This window comes from Enterovibrio sp. FF113, assembly GCF_041439165.1.
Taxonomy (GTDB): Bacteria; Pseudomonadota; Gammaproteobacteria; order Enterobacterales; family Vibrionaceae; genus Enterovibrio; species Enterovibrio norvegicus_A.
This window is the reverse complement of the sequence record NZ_JBGONO010000013.1, coordinates 129,511-146,178: the sequence shown is the minus strand read 5'-3', so window position 1 is coordinate 146,178 and position 16,668 is coordinate 129,511. Positions and strand designations below refer to the sequence as shown.

Genomic DNA, 16,668 nt, shown 5'->3' with positions numbered 1-16,668 from the left:
CTAGGATGGTTTTCACGCAATCGCTCAATATTGAGAAGCAACAATTAGCGCGAGTCAGCCACCTTATCTCGTTCTGTTTCATCCTTATTTCGGCGTTAAACATCAGTGTGAGTTGGGCGCAGTCACCAACAGGAGAGATCTTGTTGGGTTATCGGCATTTTTGGGAGTCCCGTGATGGTTTACCTTCCAACCAAACCGGCATTGACGTTGTTCCTCGCTTTGATTTCGATGTATTGCAAGACACAACGCTGATACTAGAGCCGGCGTTACGCGCACGAAACCATGACAATCAAAGCGTATTTATTGACCCTTTCAAAAGCCGTTTCAATACATACGTTGACCAAGTAGAAATTACCGCGGGATATGACATTGTCTTTTGGGGGGCAAGTGAAGGCGCGCAGATCCTTAACATACTCAATCAAAAAGATCTCGGCACCGACTTTAGCGGAGACCAATCACTCGGCCAATCAATGGTGAACATTTCCGGCTATGTCGGCGAAGGATTAGCAACATTTTACTATCTGCCTTATACGCCCAAACGACGTTTTCGTGAGTATTCTGAACGCCTTTCTGCTGGTTTTGATATTGATGGCGAGAACGTTCAATGGCGCGATAGTCAACACGCCTATTACCCAGGATTCGCTGCACGGTACGCGTATTCTTTTAACGACATGGATATCGCGTTATTGGGCTTCCATGGGATTAACCGAGAGCCCGCGTTTGTGGTGGAGGCCGGGGAATTTGCACCCATTTATACGGTAGGAACACAAATCGGAATGGAAGTGCAGCGGGTCATGGGCAATTTGCTGACTAAATTTGAAGTGCTGAATGTGTCTGATGCCCCTACTCTTCGCGGCGACTTTGATGAAACCACTCAGTATGTCATCGCTGGCGAATATAGCGTGTTTAGTGTCTTTGATAGCGGTGCAGATCTCAGGTGGGTCGCAGAGTACAGTGATAACACATTGGGCGAAGATCTGCTTTCACTCTACCAACATGATGTATTGCTGGCAGTGCACACCTCGCTGAATGACGTTGATTCCACTGAAATCAGCCTTTCCGTTCTTCACGACCTCGATCATGGCAGCAATATTATCGAAATCACGTTGACCCGCCGCCTCACTCAAAACATTGACCTAGCAGCGTCGTTTTTTGATCTATCCGCCATGTCAGCCAACGATTTTTTTTATGGGCTAGAACCTGACAGCTACGGCGAAATCACGCTAACGTATTACTTCTGAAGAGCAGAAAGAGAAAGAAAACAATAACGCAATCTGCATTCAATTCGTCATGTCGTTAGAACTTGCTTAAGTACCCGCCGAGTAACCCACAACCTATACCAAACAGTGCACTGGCGAATGTTCCCAACATGACATATTCGGTAAACATTCGGCTTCCGTGATCTTTTAGATCGCCAAAACGAAATACCGATTTTGCTGCTAACACCAATGCCACACCTGGTAACTGCCCCCATAAAACAAAGGTCACGATAAGAATGCGCTCAAAATAGCCAATGTACGCACCCGCATCTTTAAGTGGCTTATTGGTTCCACTCGACTCCGTGCTTGTTACTTCCTCGGTCCAGTTTTGCAAGAGCAACGCAATCGCCGCGGAGGATGGTTTCATTGCCAATAAATACGCCGTTCCCCAGCAAAACAACATCCACCAATCGGTTTGATCAAGCACGATTTTTGCCGCCACCCTTTCTTCAGATTCGACAACAAACAGCACAACAATAAGCAGAACAAGAAGATGTAACAGCTGTTTAACCACCAAATAGCGAAGTCCGGTTGGGCTCGCGCGGAACCAAACTGAAATGGCGACACTAGATAGCCCAATGAACAGCGCACCCAATAAAGACCAAAGCAAGGGAATGTTAAGTAGGTACAAGACGACAAGCGAAAGGACGCTTTCAATGAGCACGGAAAGGTAAACGTGGCGCGCACGCCGAGCGATGACGGGAAAGAGATAGAACTCAACACATACGTGAACAACAACTAACACCAGTAGCAGTGTTAATACCATACCTACCCCTCCGTAGCACACTGATAACGTGAAAGTCTATCAGCATACCACTTACTGGTTTCTTCAATACGCGCGTAGTGGGCTCGGTTTATGATTCTTGTGAATGCGCTTCGAGTTATACCGAGCTTTTGTGCAAGAACCGTGTGCTGGGCTGTTGGATTTTTCATCCAAACAGACAATGCTACTGCCATCTTAGTGGTCAGTTGCGTGATGTGATCGTCAAGAAGGGAAACCACCAAGTTCACGTCACTGGCAAAATCAATCTCATCCGCCGTGAATGCCAAGCGTTGGCTTTTCATGGTATCCAAGCGTCGGCCTGACAATATAAACGCATCGGAATTATTGGCCATTCTGACCGGAAGTTCTCTTTGCGTTGCTGGCGCCACAGACAGTGACAACCTCGCGTCAGCAGAACCATCAATGCTTTTGAGCGCAATGCGAATGGTCATCGCCATGTCGAACACGCGTTCTGGGGTATTGGTGTAGAGCTGGAATGCATCGCCACGATATATCTCGCCAACCGTTTCGCCGCTAACATCGCGCTCGCCAAAATCTTCAAAGCAGCGTTTTAAGGCGGCCAAACAAGCCTGACGGGTGGACTCGCTCATGTCTGTCGAGCCCACAATGTCTCCAGTGATCACCCCTGCATAGTGCTTTTTCATCTCACCCTCGAGTTACACCATTAAGTAACATAATCAAATGTTACGCCATAATGTAACTTTGTCAAAGGTTACGTCAATCCATCACTTGAGATACCCGTTTGCTTATCCACTTCGTAAAACAGATAACATACTTCTACGGGTTATGACTCAAATGGCCGTTTCTTCAGTTGTCGTTTCTTCAATGGGCGCTTCTAGCTTGGCGTATAACTCCGCGAAACTTTTTGACAACTTATGCTGAGGTGCAAAATGAACCAGCGGTTTTTGATGATAATGGGATTCTTTCATTTTCACCGATTGCGGAATAAACGGTTCAAGTAATGGCAAACCCAGTTCACGCACGTTCTCGATGATTAAAGCCGGAAACTTAGCCTGTGCGTTGAACATATTGACCACGACCCCTTCAAGCGCCAGTTTACGATTGTGATCGTTACGAAGCTCTGCGAGGTTATCCATCAAGGTCAGTAATGCCTGATGTGAAAAGGTGTCGCAATCAAAAGGGATCAGCAAGTTGTGGGCGGCAATCAAGCCCGCTTTGCTATAGAAGTTGAGATTCGGCGGTGTATCAATGTAAATGCGTTCGTATTCGCTTTCTAGTTCGTCCAAGGCTTCGCGCAGTTTGTATATTTTATAGCGACGTTCAAGCTCAGGCTCAAGTGCCGCAAGGCGTGGACTAGACGGAATAATATCGAGGTTTTCATACGCTGTAGGTTGAGGGAATTGTTTGATAGGCGTTGAAACCGAAAACCATGAAACGGTTTGATCAAACAGATCAGCCACGCTTCTGTCATTTTTGCCGTTGATATCAATGCCCAAATAGTGACTGCTGTTTCCCTGAATATCTAAATCAATCAGCAGGGTTTTCTTACCACTTGCAGCACTGAGGGCTGCTAAATTGACCGTAATACTTGATTTACCCACGCCACCTTTTTGGTTAAAAATAATTCGTCGCATCTTACTGCCTTCCATTGGTTTTGAAAAAGCACGACCGCGAACTGTGCATGGTGATGAAACATGGCTGATATAACAATCATGTTTCATAAGGCTATCAGGCTATTGCGAACAAAAAATGAAGATGGCTCTCGATTAGACGCTTTGATTTTTGATCCCAGCGCCCTTGCGACGTTATCAAATCAAGATCACGCTCCAAATATCCAAACTAATCAAATATGAGAGGGAGATTCAATGCCAGTCGGCATACAAAATGCCATACTTCTCACCTAATCGCCTTGAATCGATGGAGCCGTTTCAATGAACTTACGCGTCCCCCTTTCTGTTGCTGCAACGCTGTTCGTGATTCTTTTTGCATTCACTCAACCTGCCTTAGCAAGCACTGAAGCACCAGCAACTGCGAGCGAAACCCGCGCTGCAAACGCCCAAGACCAAATCAACACCCTGCATAAAGAACTCACCACGCTGGTTACCCTACAAAAACAAGTGAGCGGTGATGATAAGCTCGCGCTGCAACTACAGATGTTTCAAAAAAACGAGCAGTTGAGAGACTTGATCGCCAATGGCGTCAAAAGTGGGTCAATCGATACGCCTTTTCTTATTGAACAAATCAGACAGCAGCAGACCTACGCCAACGATGGGGTTAAATACCTGACACAACGTGCTGCTGAGTTATCTGAAAAGCTTAATAACGCCAAAAATGAAGACAAGTTTGCCTTACTTGCAGAGTATGAGGAATCTCGTAAATACCTCGACAGCATGTACGAAGAAACATCACAGAATATTCAATGGCTCAAGAAGCTCGATGCCCTCAAGCCCCAAGAAGAGCAAAACCTCACCAAGGTCATTACACAAAGAGCCGAACAACTCGCCGCGAATGTCGAATACCTCAGACAGCAACTGAGTGCAGACGACGCTCAACTTAAAGTGGCGCCTGAAGCTGAGAAAGCCAGCATTCAACTTTCTAAGCTCATGTCCCAGCGAAGAATGGACATCACCACCAGCAGCCTAAAAGTCATGATTGAGTTGGCGGACAATGTTGGGATACCCACTGCAGAATACAAACGCCTATTTTTTGAAGTGACGGGTAACGTGACCCAAGACCTGCTCAGCAGCGACGTGCTGCTGTCCATAGTCAAAACGTGGTCGAGCAAGTTATGGGACTGGTTTGTAGAAAATGCACCGCAGCACATCTTCCAACTCATCGTATTTTTGATCATCTTATTGATTGCGCGGCAGATAGCGAAACTCACCCGAAAAGTCGTTAAGCGCGCCGTCGTTTCAAAGAACCTCAAATTCTCGCAGCTCATGCAGGAATTTTTCATTTCCATGTCCGGTAAAGCGGTTTGGTTTATTGGTATCCTGATCGCTCTGTCTCAAATCGGCCTGAACTTAACACCCATACTCACTGGTTTCGGTATTGCGGGTGTGATTGTTGGTTTCGCATTGCAAGACACCTTATCCAACTTCGCGGCGGGCATGATGCTACTTATTTACCGCCCGTTCGATGTGGGTGACTTTGTCGCTGCTGGCGGTGTGGAAGGCAAGGTCAGCCACATGAGTTTAGTGAATACCACGATCAAAACATTTGATAACCAAATTATCATTGTGCCGAATAGTAAAATTTGGGGCGATGTGATTAAGAACGTGACGCATGAACGGGTGCGTCGGGTAGACATGGTATTTGGTGTGAGTTATAGCGACAGTATTCCACACGTTGAAGAAGTGCTAAACGACATTGTGAACAACCACCCTTCTGTGCTTCGTGCACCAGAGCCTATGATCAAGCTTCATGTTTTGAATAGCTCATCGGTCGATTTCATCGTTCGCCCTTGGGTCAAAACCGATGATTACTGGGACGTTTACTGGGATATAACCCGAGAAGTAAAAGTGCGATTTGATAAAGAAGGTATTTCCATTCCTTTTCCACAACAAGATGTACATCTTCATATGCAATCAGGTCAGAGCCTCCCGCCAGCCAAAGACGTATAATACGATCGAACGAACGAAGCGCGAGTAATACATGATTGAAAGGTGAATGAGAAGTGAGTGAGCAAAAAGGGTGCGATGTATTCGCACCCTTTTTGATCTGAAAAATATTTAGCCTGGTTTGTCCGCCGGGTGATTTACACCGTCATTCGTCACTACGTCGCCCAAATCAAATGGATTAACCCCTTCAAGGCATCCCACATTGAAACCATATTCAGTTGGATCAGAACGACGCTGGTGGTGCGTATAAATCCCGCATTCTGAGCAGAAGTAGTGCTTTGCGGTTTGGGTGTTGAATTGATAAAGCTTGAGCAAGGCTTCACCTTTCACGATACGAATACCATCAAGTTTAACCGATGCAACAATCGCCCCTTTGCGTCGGCATATTGAACAATCACAACGTCGCGGCTTATCAATGCCGTTAGGAAGAGAAAGCGCCAACTCTACGCCACCGCAATGACACGTTGCTCGGTGAACGTCTTGAATCACAGTGTTACCAACACGCTTAATCATAATGTCTCCATACCTATGAATGCGGAAAATCTGATGAATTTTTAGGCGTAAACAACCTTAAATCGCTCCAATACCAACATCATGTCTTCGCTGGGTTTAATGTCCAACTCTTGGCACTCAAGCGAGAAAAACTGCCAGTGAGCTTCACGCCACCATGCTAACGTTTTGTCGCCCTCTCCCTCTGCGGCAGCGAACTCAGCCGTCACGTCAGAGTATTTACACGTAGAGACCGAGGTAATCTCTACAATGCATATTGGTGTGCCATCCCATCGCGTCACTACTTGAAGGTGACCAACTTCTGGCATCGGTTCACCTTTGTTGCTATGCCAATATTCCATTCCGCAGGAGGCTTGCTTTTCTCCCCGCAAAATCAAGTCAGCACAAACATTCGCGTTGTACTCATCAGCACAGAAATAGTCTGCACTAAATGACGCGTATTTATCTGCCACTCCGGATGGTAGCGCGCTGAGATATTTCAATAGATATGCTTTACTTCTTTCTTCCATAAGATTCTCTACATTCATCGAAAACAACCACACCATCACGTCATGAGAACAATTTCTCAATTCTATCATCCAATATAACGCTATGTTTTATTGCAACTTTGAATTCAATCACAAGACAAGAAACGATGAGAATGCTAACGCGATCTGTCAGGGAATGTGTAAGAGCAGACAGATCACGTTGAATGCGAGGCTGTTAGATTCAGAGGACGTTACGCGGACTGGTTAAGATCTGGTGCATTGTCAGGGTCGAGCGGTTTCACTGGTGCGGGGGCTGGGATTGGAGCGGGCTCTTTGTCTTCAGGGGTGAGAACTTCATCCGCTTTTTTCTTGGCTTCTTCTGCAAGTTCACCGCTTTTTTCTTTGGTTTTATCCCAAACATCTGCACTTTTTTCTTTGGTACTGTCCCAAAGACTGCTGCTGCCTTCTTCGGCTTTATCAAGTAACTCACCACTTTTTTCTTTGGTGGCATCCCATGCGCTTCCGCCGGCTTCTTTTGCAGAATCCCACGCTTCTGCGGCAGATTCTTTCGCTTTGTCCCAACTACTTTCTTCGGCATTTACGGCCAAAGGAAGGCTCAAAAGTGCTGATAAGACAAACCACTGGATTCGCTTCATCTAGATATCCTCTTTCATGTTTCGTCAACAGCAACCTTGCTGCCCTGAGTGTGTTCTTTCGGCTTAGTGCAATCAGGTCAAATCACACGGCAATGTCAAAAATTGTCACACATCCACGATGCTTAGACAATGACCGCTTCTTCTTTGTCACGCAACACCCATAACAATAAAACACTGTACATAATCGATCAAATAAAAATGCCATCTAAGAGATGGCATTGTAGAGAAACGTATCGCCTACTCTCCGAAATTAACCATCGTTACGATCGACTTGAACCTTAGTTTCCGAAGCCTTTGCGCCGAAGCCCATTTTTTCAAGCACCACTCGAATCAATGGCAATATCAGCACAAAGATTGAAATACTGATAATGCTCAATGTCATTGGACGTTCCCACAGGAAGCTCAGGCTACCATCAGAAATGGTCATTGACCGACTGAGGTTGTTTTCCATGATCCCGCCCAGAATGAAACCGAGCAGCATGGGTGCCATGGGGAAATCCAACAGCCTGAGGAATATCGCGACAACAGTAATCAGTACCATCATATTGATATCAAAGGTGTTAAAACTCACCAGATACACGCCTGTGATTGAGAAAAACAAAATCAGAGGTATCAAGATAGGACGCGGAATAACAAGCAAACGCGAAATATACGGAATCAACGGCAAGTTCAATATCAACAAAACCAAGTTACCGAAATACATCGAAATGATCACCGACCAAAACACGTCTGGATTATCAATGAAAAGACGTGGCCCTGGCTGTATGCCATAGGCGATCAACGCACCCAGCATGATGGCTGTTGTACCTGAACCCGGAATACCCAGCGTGAGCAATGGCACAAAAGACCCTGTAGAAGCGGCATTGTTGGCCGACTCCGGCGCTGCTAATCCGCGCAATGCCCCTTTACCAAACTGCTCTTTCAAACGCTTTGGTGCAAGGTTACGTTCAAGGCCATAGGCAAGAAATGACGCAATGGTCGCCCCCGCGCCCGGTAACACACCGACAATAAAGCCGAAGATAGAAGAGCGCGCGACAGTTGGTGCGACTTCTTTAATTTCTTCCTTGCTGAGTTTCATGCTACCCAGCGACGCCATGTCCATGTCTGGCTCTTCTTCTTTGTGTTGACCTTTAAGTACCGTCATCACCACTTCTGCAAGTGCAAATGTCGCCATGGCCAGCAAGAGGAAGCTCACACCGTCAACCAAATCGAGGTTGCCAAACGTAAAACGCGGCGCACCAGAGATAACATCCGTACCTACGGTCGCAATCATCAAACCGAACACGGTCATGGCCATCGCTTTCAGTACCTGCCCTTTTCCAGCAAAGGCTGACACAGCGGTCAAACCCAGTACCATCAACGCGAAGTAATCGGCAGACTGGAAACTGAGTGACACCGTTGCTAACGCAGGCGCTGCAAACAGCAGAATGATGGCGCCGATCGTACCGCCAGTGAATGAAGAGTACGCTGCCAGCGCCAATGCTTTACCCGCTTGGCGTTTTTGCGCCATTGGGTAGCCATCAAATGCGGTAACAACGGTGCTTGAACAACCCGGTGCATTGATCAGAATCGACGATGTCGAACCGCCAAAAACCGCACCGTAGTACACACCAGCCATCAAAATGATGCCAGACGCTGGGTCCAAGCTATAAGTAATAGGGATCATCAGCGCCACCGCTGAGATTGGGCCTAAGCCCGGCAGCATGCCAATGAACGTACCGGCAAAACAGCCCACCACCACCATCATGATGTTGAAGGGCATGATCGCGGTGCTTAACCCTGTTGTGATTCCGTCCCACATAATTATTGGCCCCCAAAGATCATCATGAACAAGCGACCCGGCGCGAGATAGATATCCAGCAGCTTGGCGAGAATAAACCAGATGCCAACGGCAAACGGCACGGAAGCAATGAAGAGTGTTTTAGGTCGTCGTTCACCTAAGATCCAGTAACCGACCACCAAAAAGAAAACGGTAGAAAGTGCGAAACCAATCCATTCCAGTGCGAATGCAAACGCAACGATGAGCAGAAGCAATTTAGATACAAGCAGGAAATCGAGGCCTGCAAAAGACAGCTTACTTGCCGTATCACGACGTGCCGTGCCTAGCATAAGCACACCTAGCAGGCCGCCCATATAAGAAAGAACAATAGGCAGCGTTTGTGCGTTAAACGGTTCGTATTCATCGCCCGGCAACATTGGGATGTGGCGAGCGTAATAACCATAGGCCACTGAAAGACTGAGAAAAATGAGACCACCGATATGGTCTTTAGTGACAACCATGAAAAACTCCTTGGATGTAACAACAGACGGGCGAGCCCGTCTTAAACGTCTAAGTACGGGTCGATATTCTCGACCCGTTAATATTCATATTATTGAAGGAAGCCCAGCTCACGCATTAGGTCGCCAACTTGTTGCTCTTGGCCTTCTAGGAAAGTCGTGAACTCTGCACGAGGCTTGAACACTTCAGTCCAACCATTGCGGTCACGAACCACTGTCCATTCATCGGTGCTGTACATTTTTTCCAGTACCGCTGCGTACTCGTCTGCTTTTGCATCAGACAAACCTGGCGAACCAAAGAATCCACGCCAGTTAATAAAGCTCGCGTCATAACCCAGCTCTTTCAACGTTGGTACATCTGCTGCCGCGGCAGAACGCTCATCGCCTGTCATTGCCAGAATGCGAACTTCACCTGCGTTTTTGAGCGCCAGTGCTTCACTGAAACCGGTGGACAGCACGTGAGCTTCACCGGACAAGATGCCCGCCATCGCTTTGCCACCTGCATCGTAAGCCACATATTTCACACGTTTCGGATCACCGCCAGCGGCTTTAAATGCCATGGCTGCGACTAAGTGGTCCATACTGCCGCGCGCTGAGCCGCCAGCAACCGCCACTGAACGAGGGTTAGCTTTGTAGTCATCCATTAACTGTTGGAATGTTTGATACTTTGAGCTGGTGGGCACGACAAATGCTGCATAGTCACCCACTGTTGCAGCAATCGGCTTAAGATCGCGGAAAGACTGAGGGAACACTTTCGACAAAGAGCGGATAACAATAGGGGTCGAGTTCACCATCAGTGTGTTGTCGGCTTGGCCGTCAACTTCGATAAGATGCGCAATGGCTTTACCACCGCCGCCACCTGACATGTTTTCGAATGAAACGGTTTCAACCAAACCCGATTTTGACAAAGCTTCGCCAGTACCACGCGCTGTACCATCCCAACCACCGCCTGCTCCACCTGGGATCAGAAAGTGAATCTCTTCAACTGCCGCATTGGCCATACCCGCACTCAGTGCAGATGTCAGCGCAAGGGCTGCGATGAAGGAGCGCTTTTTACCGAACATTTGTGAAATCATAGGTATTTCCTCGTGTCGTTCCGTCCTTTGGACGAGATAATTATTGTTGTCCTACCCCTTCAACGTATTGGCTGGAGCCGATATTGGAAACCTTGTGGATTTAATGTTTTTTTAAACTATTAAAAACATTTTGTTCATATTGTTCACTTGCGTGACAGACCACAAAGAATCACTATTTCAATAGGATAGATAATAGCGATTCGCGCCAAGCTAAAAACAACACGCTAAAGCGACGCACCATCGTTGTACTAAGGACACCTTCAAGCCGATGCTTTCACTACGTTCGCTAAAACTCAAAACCCGCATGATGCTCATTCTCGGCATGATGGCCATTCTACAAACGGGCTTTATTGGCTTTTTTGCCCTTGTCTATTTAAGCCAATCGCTCGATGAACAAATTGGCCTACGCGCGCTGCACGTGGCAAAAACCATTGCCTCCATGCCCGATGTGGTTGAAGCCGTAGAAAGTCGTGATAGTGAATGGTTGCAACCGATATCTATCGATTTGGCATCAGTGAACGATGCGAGGTTTGTGGTCATTGGTGACAGAAACGGCATTCGCCTCGCGCACCCCTCATGGAAGCGTGTCGGCAAACCGATGTACGATGATGAAGGCGATTACAACGAACCCGCTCTGGTGTACGGTAAGCCCTATATTCAAAAAGCCACAGGCAGCCTTGGGGCTTCGGTGCGCGGGAAAGCGCCGATCTTTGATAGCAGCAACGAAAACGTGGTAGGCATTATCTCCGTCGGCTTTATGCTCTCGTCAGTGGAAGATACGATCAACCGCTATCGCGACACGTTATACCTTGTCATTTTGCTCAGTTTTGGGCTCAGCGTGCTCACCGGGCTTTGGTTCGCCTCTCATTTCAAAAAAGCCATATTCGGATTAGAACCTGAGCAGATTGGGCGCCTTTTCCAAGAGCAAAACGCGACGCTGGAATCAATTCGCGAAGGCATTATTGCCGTGAATGGACAAGGAAACATTACCACCTTCAACCGTGCCGCTGTTGATACACTCGGGCTGGACGCCAACACCAAACTGACAGGACGTCCAATCGAAGAAGTATTACCAGACAGCCGCTTGATGGACGTGTTACGAACCGGCGAACCGCAAATAGATAAAGACGTGTGGCTACAAGACAGAAACTTGATTGTGAACCGGCTACCGTTGTTACAAAACGGGCAAATTACGGGAGTGGTATCGAGCTTCCGTCGTAAAGATGAACTAGATGCTATCAGTAAAAAGCTCAGCCAACTCGAGCAATATGCCGATACGCTACGCAGCCAATCTCACGAGTATTCCAACAAGCTCCACACCATTGCCGGACTCATTCAACTTGGCGCCACAGATGAAGCGTTAGCGCTGATCGGACAAGAAAGTCAAAGCCATCAAGCCCTCATTCAATTGTTGGTGGAGGCCGTACCCGACCCTATCCTCGCAGGCTGTATGCTGGGCAAATACAATCGCGCCAAGGAACTGGGTTTGAACCTCGATATTGACGCAGAAAGCAGTATGAAGGAGATCCCCGATCACATACCGCGTGAAGAATTGGTGAGTATCATTGGTAATCTAATAGACAATGCCCTTGAAGCCACACTCAGAAACCGTAAATTCGACGTCCGACTATCAATGACTGACTTAGGTAACGACCTGATTTTTGAAATTGAAGACGAAGGCGCTGGCATTGCGGAAAAAGACCAAGAGAACATTTTCCGTAAGGGCGTCACCAGCAAAGAAGGTGAGGGCCACGGCTTTGGGCTTCATCTCGTCGAAAAACTGTTACAGAAATTGGGTGGCACGATATTGCTTGAGCCCGCAGATACTGTCGGCAGTCGATTCACGGTGTACATTCCCAAAGCAAGACCCGAGTAACATCAAGATCCAGGATTCGTTTGAGTATGTAACACCCAACGCCAGCTAGACTTAAGTACACAGGAATAAGAAAGACCAACAAGGAATGAGTTGTACCTATGGCCCAAAACATCCGCGTCGTTATCGCTGAAGACGATATTCAGATTGCAGAAATACAAAAACGCTTTTTAGACCGCATAGACGGTGTAGAACTGGTTGGCATCGCCCACACATTGGAAGATGCGGCAGACCTTGTGGACGTTTTTAAACCCGAATTACTGCTGCTCGATAACCATTTCCCTAACGGTACTGGGCTAGATTTGCTGAGAAAGCTGCGTGCGAACAACAGCGCCACGGATGTCATTTTGATCACTGCCGCCAAAGAGGTCGATACATTGCGAGACGCGCTGCGCAGTGGCGTTTTCTACTACATTCTCAAGCCTTTGGTATTTGAGCGCCTGCAAGAAGTGATAGCACAATACGCGGCGCACTTAGAGAAGCTTCGTGCCATGGAGTCATTGGCACAAACGGATGTCGACACCCTTCTGCCGCAGCGCATGACATCTGCACCGACAACAGATAGCACAACCCATACCCACTCCTTCCGACTCCCCAAAGGTATTGATGTCATCACGCTGGATAAAATTCGAGCAGTATTTGCGGATTCTGAAGAACCACTCAACGCCGAAGAAGTTGGCACCTTGATTGGCGCAAGCCGCACTACTGCCCGTCGTTATCTTGAATATATGGTTAGCACTTTAGAACTGGAAGCTCAGGTGAATTACGGCAGTGTTGGCCGACCAGAAAGGCGTTATATTGGCATGAAATAATTGAAGAGATGAGCCCACATGATCTGTTGGAGTTAATCGTTGACCCAGATAATGTTTGATTCTTCGATGCCTAAGCCTTGCTTAAACCTCACCGATAATTCTAGTTCAGGCTCTGACATCCAGCCTTTAGTAACAAATAAGTTATACCCAGTTTTTGTTTTTTTGTAATCAACAGATGAAAGCCAAATAGCATCCCAATCTCCGAGAAACTCCAGGTCATCAAGACGTTGTGGATAGCTACCGTTACGCACTTTATGCAACTCAATCAAAGATATCGCAGAATTAAAATTTTGCTCACCGAACTTCTTATCCATGGATTCCGTCGGAAAATCACAACCCGAGATATACACTGCCATCAAACCAATCAGTAATATTTTCCACATATCACAAACACCTGTTAGACAAATCCATTTGATACAAAAAACACTGCCAAAGCCATATGAAAAGCAACGACAGTGTTTGTAATTGTCAGGAATAGATCGGCTTGTTAAGCAGTAATGCCTGCTTCATAAGCAGTAATGCCTGCTTCAGTACTACCTTTTGGGTTTACACCGTGTTCATTGTCCTCTTTGCTGTCCTGCACGAGAAAAACAATCATGACAATGGCGCCAACTAAAGGAATCAATGCAATCAACTGCCACCAACCACTTCGACCCGTATCATGAAGCCTTCTGGCTGTAAGACTGATACTTGGGATAAGCAAAGCCAACGAGAATATTAAAGAGAGGAACGCACTCCCCAGTATTTGATCAACAATGGTAAGAACAATAGAGAAAATCAGATAGAACAGGATAAACATCCAGTACTCTTTCCTTCTTGCTCTACCAGAAAATACCGCAAAGTTTTTTAATGCCAGTAAGAAATAATTCATCGTCAACCTCCGTGTCGTAACATACCCAAGCAACCTCTAGATGCTTGTTAAGAATTCGGAAATAATAACAGTCAAAAAAATTATTTTATCATCAATAATAAGAAGTTAGCCGTGATTATTACGTTAACTCAATGAAACTGATAGATCTAACGATGACGGGAAAGCCCCTCAATCCTGACTCAGTGCCTGGCAACTCGTCTTTGCCGCTTTCTGTGATCGAGCTTGTAGAGATCAAATAAATTACATTCAGTTATAGTGCGTTAGGTTGAATTATCTCGCCTTGTATCATTGCCCGGTTTAGGCTGTTTTCACCCTGCTCTAGGAGTTAAGCTCATGACCACCACCCTAAGCGTGACAACGTCACTACCAAGTAACTTTAGACACAGTGATTTTCTTGCATTTCACAAGCGAGATAAAACCGAGCTTGCAGAAAAAGTGGAAGGTAACCTGATCCGGAAAGGTATGCTGATTAATGGAATTCCTTGTTGTCTTAGCCTCTCTTTGAACAACGATACTGCAACCCTCCAAATAGACGCGGATAGCTACGCGTCCTCACTAGATCATGACGGACTAGCCGCTCTGCTTACTCACATGCTAGGCCTGAATCAAGACATCGACGCGTTTGAAGCGCACTATCAAACCCACCCTGAAATTTCGCGTTTGCTGAAACACCATCGTGGTTTGCGAATTCCACAAACAACAACACCCTTTGAAGCCATTACATGGGCAATCACCGGACAGTTAATCAGCGTGGAAGCTGCCGTTTCCATTCGTCGACGACTTATTGAAGCAACCGGACGAGGACACAGCAGCGGTATTTGGTGTTCACCCGATGCGGCGACACTTGCTAACACGGAAATTGACACCTATCGCCGTTGCGGATTTTCCAACAGCAAAGCAACCACTATCCAGCGCGTTGCCCAAATGCTAGAGAACAACGAACTAGATTTGTCGTTGACCGCAGATCCTGAGGTTGTCGCGCGTGAACTACTGGCAATAAAAGGCGTGGGGCCATGGACAGTCAGCTATACCTTGTTGCGGGGATTCGGCTGGCTGGATGGTTCATTGCATGGCGATGTGGCGGTACGCCGAAACCTACAACGCTTGCTCAACAGCGAAGAAAAACCGTCGGAAAAGGAAACACAGGTATGGCTTAACGCGTTTTCGCCCTGGCGTGCCTTAGTTGCCGCACACCTTTGGGCGATCCAATCTGAGCAAGGTTACTAGCCCAGACGCAGTGTCACATCTACCATTGCGCGCCACAAATCGTATAAAACACTAACGATTTGGTGGTGAAACAAGCAGTCAAACTGTTAGTTAGGTCACAGTTGCGGAAGGTGCAGCGTCAATGCGGTATCCTCCCCGCCCTTCATACCGTGACTTGAAAGATAACTATGCACTACAAAACTATGCTCGGGTATCGCTACCCTAAAGGCCCTTTCGCCATGATCAGCGTCTACAGCTTTACTGGCGCAGCCGTGGTCACTTCAACGGTATTTTCACTACTGCTTTTCCTTTCGATTGATGACAGCCCGATGATGAAAGCATTGTTCGGTACGTTGGCGATCATTTTTGAGGCTGGAAAATTCTACGCTTGGTACGAATTTGGCGAACGTCGTGCCCATCGTAACTACATGGGGTCTTTCACCGCGTTGGTGTTTTACCTCGTATTGGCCGCCATTTCGATCGGCGGCAGTATTGGTGGCATTAATAGTGCTACCAACAAAGCGCAAAGCGTTATCGCGATTGAGCAAGCCAAAGTCGACGCATATAACCGCCAGATCGACGCCATTGAAAAGCAAATTGACTTGAATAACTTGGCGGCAGAAAAGTACATACAAATGGAGCGTATCGCGACGGGCGTTAGCCGCATTCAGGCACAAAACAACACCCTGCGTGAAGAACAGATCCTCTTGGCGGAAGAGCGTGATTCGCTGCCTCCTGTCGCGCAAGGGTCCGCAATTGGTTTGATTGATAGCCTTGCGAATGCGTTTCAAGTTTCGCAGCAAACCGCTCAGTTTGGCTTAGTGGTGTTCTTGTCTATTTTGCTTGATTTGTTCGCCGCATTTTTCGTTGGTGTGATTGGTGAAGAAACACGTTTCCGTCGTTTTTATCAGCACCACGCTGAAATTGACATTACACCAGAAACCATCAGTAAACCTTTGGGTTATCTAGAGCACAAGCCAGCTATCGACAGCGTAGTCAACGCAGACAGTGATAATGATAAGCAGCAAGATGACGCTGACTTAACCTTGGCACAACGAGTAGAATTGGCCGTTAAAAACGGCGTGATAACTTGCTCGAAAAAAGCGGTGTGTAGACACTTCTTACTGCCAACGGACGATGTGGATACTTTGTTTGAAGATATGATGAACGACGGTGTTTTGGCGAAGAAAGCGAATCATCACTATTATCTTGTTGCTTGAGGCCGATGGTTTAAATATCTGACCATAACCTCCGCGCATGACCTGCTCCTAAGAAGCGAGAAAGCGCCGCAATGGG

The 16,668-nt window shown here is 47.0% G+C and carries 17 protein-coding genes; 6 read left to right on the top strand and 11 right to left on the bottom strand.

From position 1 onward, the window contains the following. The first annotated feature begins 5 nt into the window (after positions 1–5). Positions 6–1,241, top strand: coding sequence for a hypothetical protein (locus ACED36_RS12395; RefSeq protein WP_371733336.1), 1,236 nt, complete (start codon positions 6–8; stop codon positions 1,239–1,241). A 55-nt stretch (positions 1,242–1,296) separates the two neighbouring features. Here the strand turns inward: ACED36_RS12395 and ACED36_RS12390 are convergent, their stop codons facing one another. The 3 genes from ACED36_RS12390 to ACED36_RS12380 all read right to left on the bottom strand — a co-directional run bounded on the left by ACED36_RS12390 (position 1,297) and on the right by ACED36_RS12380 (position 3,638). Beyond that, entirely contained in the window at positions 1,297–2,025 is a 729-nt protein-coding gene (locus ACED36_RS12390) for a DUF3307 domain-containing protein (protein ID WP_371733335.1), read from the bottom strand. A 2-nt stretch (positions 2,026–2,027) separates the two neighbouring features. Beyond that, positions 2,028–2,687, bottom strand: coding sequence for a hypothetical protein (locus tag ACED36_RS12385; RefSeq protein WP_017003964.1), 660 nt, complete (start codon positions 2,685–2,687; stop codon positions 2,028–2,030). Between the two features lie 147 nt (positions 2,688–2,834). Next, on the bottom strand, positions 2,835–3,638 hold the full coding sequence (locus ACED36_RS12380) for a ParA family protein (RefSeq protein ID WP_371733334.1): 804 nt from the start codon (positions 3,636–3,638) through the stop codon (positions 2,835–2,837). Positions 3,639–3,935: 297 nt separating this feature from the next. On the opposite strand from ACED36_RS12380, the gene ACED36_RS12375 reads away from it, so the two are divergent. Next, on the top strand, positions 3,936–5,627 hold the full coding sequence (locus tag ACED36_RS12375; RefSeq protein WP_016958200.1) for a mechanosensitive ion channel domain-containing protein: 1,692 nt from the start codon (positions 3,936–3,938) through the stop codon (positions 5,625–5,627). A gap of 108 nt (positions 5,628–5,735) precedes the next feature. Here the strand turns inward: ACED36_RS12375 and ACED36_RS12370 are convergent, their stop codons facing one another. The 6 genes from ACED36_RS12370 to ACED36_RS12345 all read right to left on the bottom strand — a co-directional run bounded on the left by ACED36_RS12370 (position 5,736) and on the right by ACED36_RS12345 (position 10,598). Next, on the bottom strand, positions 5,736–6,137 hold the full coding sequence (locus ACED36_RS12370) for a GFA family protein (protein ID WP_016958201.1): 402 nt from the start codon (positions 6,135–6,137) through the stop codon (positions 5,736–5,738). A 41-nt stretch (positions 6,138–6,178) separates the two neighbouring features. Then, complete coding sequence (locus ACED36_RS12365; RefSeq protein ID WP_026023940.1) at positions 6,179–6,643, bottom strand: ASCH domain-containing protein; 465 nt, start codon at positions 6,641–6,643, stop codon at positions 6,179–6,181. Positions 6,644–6,852: 209 nt separating this feature from the next. Continuing rightward, positions 6,853–7,257, bottom strand: a complete 405-nt coding sequence (locus ACED36_RS12360; protein WP_016958203.1) for a hypothetical protein — start codon at positions 7,255–7,257, stop codon at positions 6,853–6,855. Positions 7,258–7,507: 250 nt separating this feature from the next. Then, entirely contained in the window at positions 7,508–9,058 is a 1,551-nt protein-coding gene (locus ACED36_RS12355; RefSeq protein ID WP_371733333.1) for a tripartite tricarboxylate transporter permease, read from the bottom strand. A gap of 2 nt (positions 9,059–9,060) precedes the next feature. Beyond that, positions 9,061–9,537: a tripartite tricarboxylate transporter TctB family protein gene (locus tag ACED36_RS12350; protein WP_016958205.1), complete on the bottom strand. Its 477-nt coding sequence runs from the start codon at positions 9,535–9,537 to the stop codon at positions 9,061–9,063. An 89-nt stretch (positions 9,538–9,626) separates the two neighbouring features. Next, positions 9,627–10,598, bottom strand: coding sequence for a tripartite tricarboxylate transporter substrate binding protein (locus ACED36_RS12345; RefSeq protein ID WP_371733347.1), 972 nt, complete (start codon positions 10,596–10,598; stop codon positions 9,627–9,629). Between the two features lie 280 nt (positions 10,599–10,878). Between ACED36_RS12345 and ACED36_RS12340 the strand changes: the two genes are divergently transcribed. Beyond that, the gene (locus tag ACED36_RS12340) at positions 10,879–12,486 is read left to right on the top strand and encodes a sensor histidine kinase (protein WP_017003968.1); all 1,608 of its coding nucleotides are present in this window, start codon (positions 10,879–10,881) and stop codon (positions 12,484–12,486) included. A 98-nt stretch (positions 12,487–12,584) separates the two neighbouring features. Beyond that, entirely contained in the window at positions 12,585–13,295 is a 711-nt protein-coding gene (locus tag ACED36_RS12335) for a response regulator (RefSeq protein WP_371733332.1), read from the top strand. Between the two features lie 32 nt (positions 13,296–13,327). On the opposite strand, the gene ACED36_RS12330 is transcribed toward ACED36_RS12335, so the two are convergent. Further along, on the bottom strand, positions 13,328–13,678 hold the full coding sequence (locus tag ACED36_RS12330) for a hypothetical protein (RefSeq protein WP_017003971.1): 351 nt from the start codon (positions 13,676–13,678) through the stop codon (positions 13,328–13,330). A gap of 104 nt (positions 13,679–13,782) precedes the next feature. Continuing rightward, the gene (locus tag ACED36_RS12325; protein WP_371733331.1) at positions 13,783–14,166 is read right to left on the bottom strand and encodes a DUF805 domain-containing protein; all 384 of its coding nucleotides are present in this window, start codon (positions 14,164–14,166) and stop codon (positions 13,783–13,785) included. A gap of 333 nt (positions 14,167–14,499) precedes the next feature. Between ACED36_RS12325 and ACED36_RS12320 the strand changes: the two genes are divergently transcribed. Further along, a complete protein-coding gene (locus ACED36_RS12320; RefSeq protein ID WP_016958211.1) occupies positions 14,500–15,393 on the top strand; it encodes a DNA-3-methyladenine glycosylase in 894 nt (297 codons plus the stop codon). A gap of 167 nt (positions 15,394–15,560) precedes the next feature. After that, the gene (locus ACED36_RS12315; RefSeq protein ID WP_371733330.1) at positions 15,561–16,592 is read left to right on the top strand and encodes a Preprotein translocase subunit SecY; all 1,032 of its coding nucleotides are present in this window, start codon (positions 15,561–15,563) and stop codon (positions 16,590–16,592) included. The last annotated feature ends 76 nt before the right edge of the window (positions 16,593–16,668 follow it).